At 53.0% G+C, this 8,444-nt stretch carries 6 protein-coding genes and 1 pseudogene; all 7 read left to right on the forward strand.

What is annotated here, in order from left to right:
* The first annotated feature begins 111 nt into the window (after positions 1 to 111).
* A complete protein-coding gene (locus AB7E14_RS16150; RefSeq protein WP_428169669.1) occupies positions 112 to 747 on the forward strand; it encodes a DUF2238 domain-containing protein in 636 nt (211 codons plus the stop codon).
* Between the two features lie 230 nt (positions 748 to 977).
* A complete protein-coding gene (gene adiA, locus AB7E14_RS16155) occupies positions 978 to 3,245 on the forward strand; it encodes an arginine decarboxylase (RefSeq protein ID WP_316962668.1) in 2,268 nt (755 codons plus the stop codon).
* A 334-nt stretch (positions 3,246 to 3,579) separates the two neighbouring features.
* Positions 3,580 to 4,341: an AraC family transcriptional regulator gene (locus AB7E14_RS16160; protein WP_316962632.1), complete on the forward strand. Its 762-nt coding sequence runs from the start codon at positions 3,580 to 3,582 to the stop codon at positions 4,339 to 4,341.
* A 128-nt stretch (positions 4,342 to 4,469) separates the two neighbouring features.
* Positions 4,470 to 5,807, forward strand: coding sequence for an arginine/agmatine antiporter (gene adiC / locus AB7E14_RS16165; RefSeq protein WP_044328920.1), 1,338 nt, complete (start codon positions 4,470 to 4,472; stop codon positions 5,805 to 5,807).
* A 99-nt stretch (positions 5,808 to 5,906) separates the two neighbouring features.
* A complete protein-coding gene (gene eptA / locus AB7E14_RS16170; protein WP_044328921.1) occupies positions 5,907 to 7,550 on the forward strand; it encodes a phosphoethanolamine transferase EptA in 1,644 nt (547 codons plus the stop codon).
* Positions 7,547 to 8,221, forward strand: coding sequence for a two-component system response regulator BasR (gene basR / locus AB7E14_RS16175; protein ID WP_042999093.1), 675 nt, complete (start codon positions 7,547 to 7,549; stop codon positions 8,219 to 8,221). The genes eptA and basR overlap by 4 nt, the downstream gene beginning before the upstream one ends.
* A pseudogene (locus AB7E14_RS16180) lies at positions 8,222 to 8,444 on the forward strand (two-component system sensor histidine kinase PmrB); the annotation flags it as partial.

Here is an 8,444-nt window from a genome sequence, read left to right on the forward strand (position 1 = left end):
TTTGTTGGCAGTCCGGTGATCCCCCCGGGCCACCTTTTCCCGTCATGGCTGGCATTGAATTTTCGACCTCTTCGGTGAATAGTAGCCTTTTCCACTACTTGCGAAATCACCTTGTTCCTCACATTTAACCCCATCCTGCTGAATATCGGCGCACTGATCCTGACGCTTATCCTGATCTACACTGGCTTCTCGGCAGGTGAGAAAACCACCTGGCTGATGGAAGTTACGCCGGTCATAATTGTGATACCGCTGCTGCTGACAACCGTAAAGCGCTACCCGCTCACTCCTCTGCTTTATACCCTGATTTTTTTCCACGCCATCATCCTGATGGTGGGCGGTATGTACACCTATGCCAAAGTCCCTGTGGGCTTTGAAGTGCAGGAGTGGCTGGGCTTAAGCCGAAATCCGTATGACAAACTCGGCCATTTCTTCCAGGGCCTGGTTCCGGCACTGGTGGCGCGCGAAATTCTGCTACGCGCAGAGATTGTTCGCAGCGGGAAGATGCTGTCATTTCTGGTTTGCTGCGTGGCGCTGGCGATCAGTGCCACCTATGAGTTAATTGAATGGTGGGCCGCGCTGGCGATGGGACAGGGCGCGGACGATTTCCTTGGCACGCAGGGCGACCCGTGGGATACCCAGTCAGACATGTTCTGCGCGTTGCTGGGTTCATTGACTACGGTAACGTTGCTGGCGGGAGTGCATAGCCGTCAGTTGCAGCGCTATGGATTAACGCCCCCCGACGCATAACGTATTTATCTGCCGGAGGCATACACAGGCTCCGGCGATATCACTATCAGCTCAAAAAATAGTTCAGCTGTCGATAAACCACCGTCAAAAACGGCTGGCAAATCACTTTAAACCATTGTTTATAAAAAATTATTGATGAATCCCCGTCGTTTCGCGCCCTCTTTACACCTTTTTTCGTCAGGATAATACTTGCCCGCATCACAGATTCCTCCACAACCGGGTAAGAGATGATGAAAGTATTAATTGTTGAAAGTGAATTTCTGCATCAGGACACCTGGGTTGGCAAGGCCGTGGAACGTCTGGCAGACGCCTTAAGTCGGCAAAATATTACCGTCATTAAGTCCACGTCTTTCGACGACGGCTACGCCATCCTGTCGGCAAACGAAGCCATTGATTGCCTGATGTTCAGCTATCAAATGGAACAGCCTGATGAACATCAAAATGTCAGAGAACTGATCGGTAAGCTTCATGAGCGCCAGCAAAATGTGCCGGTCTTTCTGTTAGGTGACAGAGAGAAAGCCACCGCCTCGCTGGACCGCGATATGCTGGAGCTTGTCGATGAGTTCGCCTGGATCCTCGAAGACACCGCTGACTTTATCGCGGGGCGCGCAGTCGCCGCCATGACCCGTTATCGTCAGCAACTGCTGCCGCCGCTGTTCAATGCGCTAATGAAATACAGTGATATCCATGAATACTCCTGGGCCGCACCGGGCCACCAGGGTGGTGTGGGTTTTACCAAAACGCCTGCCGGTCGCTTCTATCATGATTATTACGGCGAAAACCTGTTCCGCAGCGACATGGGGATTGAACGTGCTTCGCTGGGTTCTCTGCTCGATCACACCGGGGCCTTTGGCGAAAGCGAAAAATATGCTGCACGGGTCTTTGGCGCAGACCGTTCCTGGTCCGTCGTGGTCGGGACATCCGGCTCCAACCGCACCATTATGCAGGCCTGTATGACCGATAACGATGTCGTGGTGCTGGACCGTAACTGCCATAAATCGATTGAACAGGGGTTGATCCTGACCGGGGCGAAACCGGTGTATATGGTGCCCAGCCGTAACCGCTACGGCATCATTGGCCCTATCTACCCACAGGAAATGCAGCCGGAAACCTTACAGAAAAAAATCAGCGAAAGCCCGCTGACCAAAGAGAAGACAGGACAAAAACCGTCTTATAGCGTGGTGACCAACTGTACCTACGACGGTGTCTGCTATAACGCGAAATCCGCACAGGCGTTACTGGCGCAAACTACCGACCGCATTCACTTCGACGAAGCCTGGTACGGCTACGCCCGCTTTAACCCGATTTACGCCGACCACTATGCGATGCGTGGTGAACCGGGCGATCACAGTGGTCCTACCGTTTTTGCCACCCACTCTACGCACAAACTGTTGAACGCCCTCTCTCAGGCGTCTTACATCCATGTGCGTGAAGGTCGCGGCGCAGTGAATTTTTCCCGCTTCAATCAGGCGTACATGATGCATGCCACCACCTCGCCGTTGTATGCCATCTGCGCATCCAACGATGTGGCGGTGTCCATGATGGACGGCAACAGCGGCCTGTCGCTGACTCAGGAAGTGATCGACGAAGCCATCGACTTCCGCCAGGCCATGGCGCGTCTGTATAAAGAGTTCAGCGCCGACGGCGACTGGTTCTTCAAGCCGTGGAACAAAGAAGTGGTCACCGATCCGCAGACCGGGAAAACATTCGATTTTGCTGACGCACCGGCGAAACTGCTGGCAACAGACCAGAACTGCTGGGTGATGCGTCCGGGCGAATCCTGGCACGGCTTTAAAGACTTACCCGATAACTGGAGCATGCTTGACCCGATCAAGGTCAGCATTCTCGCACCGGGGATGGGTGACGACGGCGAACTGGAAGAGACGGGGGTGCCTGCAGCGCTGGTCACCGCCTGGCTTGGACGTCACGGAATCGTGCCAACCCGCACCACCGATTTCCAGATCATGTTCCTGTTCTCGATGGGCATCACCCGTGGGAAATGGGGAACCCTGATCAACACCCTGTGCTCATTTAAACATCACTACGATGCCAACACCCCACTGGCGCAGGTCATGCCGGAACTGGTCGACGAACACCCAGAAACCTACGCCAATATGGGCATTCACGACCTGGGCGATCGGATGTTCGCCTGGCTGCGGGAAAACAACCCAGGCGCGAAACTCAACGCCGCCTATTCCGGCCTGCCGGTTGCCGCAATGACGCCGCGTGAAGCCTATAACGCTATCGTTAACGACAACATCGAAATGGTGGCCATTGATAAACTGCCGGGTCGCATTGCAGCAAACTCGGTGATCCCTTATCCGCCGGGAATTCCGATGCTGCTTTCCGGCGAGAACTTCGGTGATGAAAACAGTCCGCAGGTGGGCTATCTCCGCGCCCTGCAATCCTGGGATCACCACTTCCCTGGTTTCGAACATGAAACCGAAGGCACTGAAATCATTGATGGCGTCTATCACGTAATGTGCGTGAAAGCGTAAATCAATTCCGACGACTGCGTCATGACATGGCCACCCTGACGCAGCCTGGTTTAGGCCGTAGGGTTATGACGAGCGTTTCCTGAGTATTGCTGAGAAAAACTACCATTGTCATACCTTTTTGCGCGGGTGCTCCCCGCGCTTTTTTTTATCCCTTATGCATGGTTTCCACCGCGTAAAAGTTTCTGTACATAGCAATTATCTGTCGCCTATTGTATTTCCAGACAAAACCATTATTTTAATGCGGACTTCATTCGTCATACAAATCGAAATATCTGCTTTATCTCTCCCCTTTGGTGAGAAAGGATATTTTATGTTCATATTCGGGAGTTAGGGTATGAGAATTTTCAGCAATAATCCTTGCATTGTCGTGTTAACCGAAAAAGACGTTTGGCTACGAGTAAACGGTAAAGAGGCTATCAATTTAAAAGCGAATCATATGGCACTCATCGCCTGTGAAAACAATATCATCGATATCTCATCGATTAATAACGCACTGGTCGCACATATTAGCCGAGATATAATTAAAGATTATCTTCGCTTTTTAAATAAAGATCTTTCAAATATTCCACTCTGGCAACGGAGTTCCTCCCCGGTATTAACCGCTGAATGTGTGACCCCCGATGTCTTCCGGGTGGCAGCACAACACAGCATTGCGCATACCGACAGCCCTGGCGAAGAAGAACGTACAAGCTGCCTGTTGTTCGCCGTGTTATCCCGCTTTCTCGACAGTAAGAAGTTTTTGTCCCTGCTGATGTTTATGTTGCGAAACCGCGTCAGCGACAGCGTTTACCATATTATCGAGAGTGACATTCATAAAGCGTGGAATCTTAATCAGGTCGCCCGTTGTCTCTGTCTGAGTCCGAGTTTGCTAAAGAAGAAACTCAAAAGCGAAAATACCAGCTACAGTCAAATCATCACCACTTGCCGCATGCGCTACGCTGTTAATCAACTTCTGATGGATGGCAAGAATATATCCCAGGTCTCCGAACTGTGTGGTTATAACAGTACATCTTACTTTATCTCTGTGTTCAAAGAGTATTATGGCATGACCCCGCTACATTATGTCAGCCAGTTTAAAGACCGTACGGCAGCGTGATTTTTGAGCATTTTGTAATGAGCTACGATAATATCAGCATTAGCGATAACCCACGTCGCACATAATTCAACCGACACCTGAAGGCGTATTATGAGACATCATTTATTGTTCCCTTCAGGAGATTAATTATGTCCTCGGATGCTGATGCTCACAAAGTGGGCTTAATCCCCGTCACCTTAATGGTGTCGGGGAATATCATGGGGTCAGGGGTTTTCCTGCTCCCTGCGAACCTGGCCGCCACCGGCGGGATTGCAATCTACGGATGGTTAGTCACGATTATCGGCGCGCTGGCGCTGTCGATGGTCTACGCAAAAATGTCGTCCTTAGATCCCAGTCCCGGCGGTTCTTACGCGTATGCTCGTCGTTGCTTTGGGCCGTTCCTCGGTTACCAGACCAACGTGCTATACTGGCTGGCCTGCTGGATCGGTAACATCGCGATGGTGGTTATCGGCGTCGGTTACCTGAGCTACTTCTTCCCCATTCTGAAAGATCCGCTGGTGCTGACCCTGACCTGCGTGGTGGTGCTGTGGATTTTTGTTCTGCTCAATATTGTCGGTCCGAAAATGATCACCCGCGTTCAGGCCGTTGCCACCGTGCTGGCGCTGGTCCCCATCGTCGGTATCGCGGTGTTTGGCTGGTTCTGGTTCCGTGGCGAAACCTACATGGCGGCCTGGAACGTGAGCGGCATGAACACCTTCGGCGCGATTCAGAGCACCCTTAACGTCACCCTGTGGTCATTCATCGGGGTCGAAAGTGCCTCGGTAGCGGCAGGGGTGGTCAAAAACCCGAAACGCAACGTGCCGATTGCCACCATTGGCGGGGTGCTGATTGCGGCTGTGTGCTATGTGCTCTCCACCACCGCCATCATGGGGATGATCCCTAATGCCGCGCTGCGCGTCTCCGCTTCACCGTTCGGTGATGCGGCACGTATGGCGCTGGGTAACACCGCTGGCGCGATTGTCTCCTTCTGCGCGGCAGCAGGCTGTTTAGGTTCGCTGGGCGGCTGGACGCTGCTGGCCGGACAGACTGCAAAAGCCGCCGCCGATGACGGTCTGTTCCCACCGATTTTTGCCCGTGTAAATAAGGCGGGCACACCGGTTGCCGGGCTGATTATTGTCGGGATTCTGATGACTATCTTCCAGTTCAGCAGTATGTCGCCGAACGCCGCGAAAGAGTTTGGCCTCGTCTCTTCAGTGTCCGTCATCTTTACGCTGGTGCCGTATTTGTACACCTGTGCTGCGCTGCTGCTGCTCGGTCACGGACACTTCGGCAAAGCGCGTCCGCTCTATCTGCTGGTAACCTTTGTGGCCTTTATTTACTGCATCTGGGCTGTGGTGGGGTCTGGCGCGAAAGAGGTAATGTGGTCATTCGTGACCCTGATGATCATCACCGCGCTGTACGCCCTGAACTACAACCGGATCCACAAAAACCCCTTCCCACTGGATGCGCCGGTTAACCGCAATTAATCCCCCTCTTTTACACGATGAAGCCAACCTTAAGTTCTTAAGGTTGGCTTAACTTTACTTTGCGAGGATCTGCGCTAATTAGTCTACGGAAGCTCCACCATGTTAAAGCGCATTGTCAAAAGACCTCTTCTCAGCCTGCTGGCCTGGTTACTACTGGTTTCATTCTATTTGTCTGTTTGTCTGAACATCGCGTTCTACAAACAGGTTGTGCAGGATCTGCCGCTGGATTCTCTGCGTAACATCCTGGTCTTCTTGTCGATGCCAGTGGTGGCGTTCAGCGTCATGAATATTGTCCTGACGCTGGCCTCTTTCCTGTGGCTGAACCGCCTGCTGGCCTGCCTGTTTATTCTGATGTCCGCGTCAGCGCAGTATTTCATCATGACTTACGGCATCATCATTGACCGCTCAATGATTGCCAATATGGTGGATACGACGCCTGCCGAAACGTTCGCCCTGATGACGCCGCGAATGGTGCTCACGCTCGGTCTTAGCGGCATTGCGGCGGCCATCGTTGCCTGCTGGATTAAAATCAAACCGACTACGCCTGTCCTGCGCAGCGTGCTGTATCGCGCTGCCAACGTGCTGGTATCCGTGTTATTGATCGTGCTGGTGGCGGCCTTTTTCTATAAAGATTACGCCTCACTGTTTCGCAACAATAAAGAACTGGTCAAAGCTCTCAGCCCATCTAACGGCATTGTCGCCAGTTGGTCATGGTACTCCCATCAGCGCCTCGCACACCTGCCGCTGGTACGCATCGGGGAAGACGCCCATCGTAATCCGGTGATGCAGCAAGAGAAGCGCAAAAATCTGACTATCCTGATCGTCGGTGAAACCTCACGTGGCGAAAACTACTCGCTCGGCGGCTACTCCCGCAAAACCAATCCGCTATTGGCAAAAGATAATGTGGTTTACTTCCCGCGCACCACGTCGTGTGGTACCGCCACGGCGGTCTCTGTACCGTGCATGTTCTCTAACATGCCGCGTAAGCATTACGACGAAGAGCTGGCGCAGCATCAGGAAGGGATGCTCGATATTATCCAGCGCGCGGGCGTTAACGTACTGTGGAATGACAACGATGGCGGCTGTAAAGGCGCCTGCGACCGCGTGCCGCATCAGAATATGACGGCGTTAAACCTGAAAGGGGAATGCATCGACGGCGAATGCTATGACGAGGTTCTGTTCCACGGTCTGGAAGAGTACATCAACAACCTGCAAGGTGACGGGGTGATTGTACTGCATACCATCGGCAGCCACGGCCCGACCTACTACAACCGCTACCCGCCGCAGTTCAGGAAATTTACCCCAACCTGCGATACCAATGAAATCCAGACCTGTTCACAGGAACAATTAGTGAACACGTACGATAATACCGTGCTGTATGTCGACTATATTGTTGATAAAACAATTAATCTTCTGAAAGCGCATCAGGATAAATTTACCACCAGCCTGGTGTATCTTTCCGACCACGGCGAGTCGCTGGGTGAAAACGGCGTTTATCTGCACGGCCTGCCGTATGCCATTGCGCCAGACTCCCAGAAGCATGTGCCGATGCTGCTGTGGCTGTCAGAGGATTATCAGCAGCGCTATCAGGTTGATGCCAGTTGCCTGCAAAAACAGGCGCGTACTCAGGATTACTCGCAGGACAATCTTTTCTCGACCATGCTGGGACTGACCGGCGTACAGACCACGCAATATCAGGCCGCAGATGATATTCTGCAGCCCTGCAGGAGAACCACGCAATGAAAATACTGATTGTTGAAGACGATACGCTGCTTTTGCAGGGCCTGATTCTGGCGGCACAAACCGAAGGGTACGCCTGCGATGGCGTGTCGACCGCCCGTGCGGCTGAGCAATGTCTGGAAACCGGTCATTACAGTCTGGTGGTGCTGGACCTCGGCCTGCCTGATGAAGATGGCCTGCATTTCCTTGCTCGCATCCGGCAGAAAAAATATACCCTGCCGGTGCTGATCCTTACTGCGCGGGACACGCTCGGCGATAAGATTTCCGGGCTGGACGTCGGGGCCGACGATTATCTGGTGAAACCTTTTGCGCTGGAAGAGCTGCACGCCCGGATCCGCGCGCTGCTGCGTCGTCACAATAACCAGGGCGAGAGTGAACTGGTCGTCGGCAACCTGACGCTGAACATGGGCCGTCGACAGGTGTGGAAAGAGGGAGAAGAGTTAATTCTCACCCCTAAAGAGTACGCGTTGCTGTCGCGTCTGATGCTGAAATCGGGAAGCCCGGTGCACCGGGAAATTCTCTATAACGACATCTATAACTGGGATAACGAACCGTCCACCAATACCCTGGAAGTGCATATCCATAACCTGCGCGATAAAGTGGGCAAATCCCGTATTCGTACCGTGCGCGGCTTTGGCTACATGCTGGTGGCGACCGCGACTGAGGAAAGCTAATTGAATCTGAAGCGTTTTCTACGCCAGCCCATGACCCTGCGTCGGCGGCTGATGATCACCATCGGCATGATTTTGCTGGTTTTCCAGCTCATCAGCACCTTCTGGCTCTGGCATGAAAGCACTGAGCAGATCCAGCTGTTTGAACAGGCGCTGCGGGATAACCGCAATAACGATCGCCACATCATGCATGAAATCCGCGAGGCGGTCGCCAGTCTGATCGTCC

The sequence above is a fragment of the Citrobacter sp. genome (assembly GCF_050252275.1).
GTDB classification, from domain to species: Bacteria; Pseudomonadota; Gammaproteobacteria; order Enterobacterales; family Enterobacteriaceae; genus Citrobacter_A; species Citrobacter_A amalonaticus.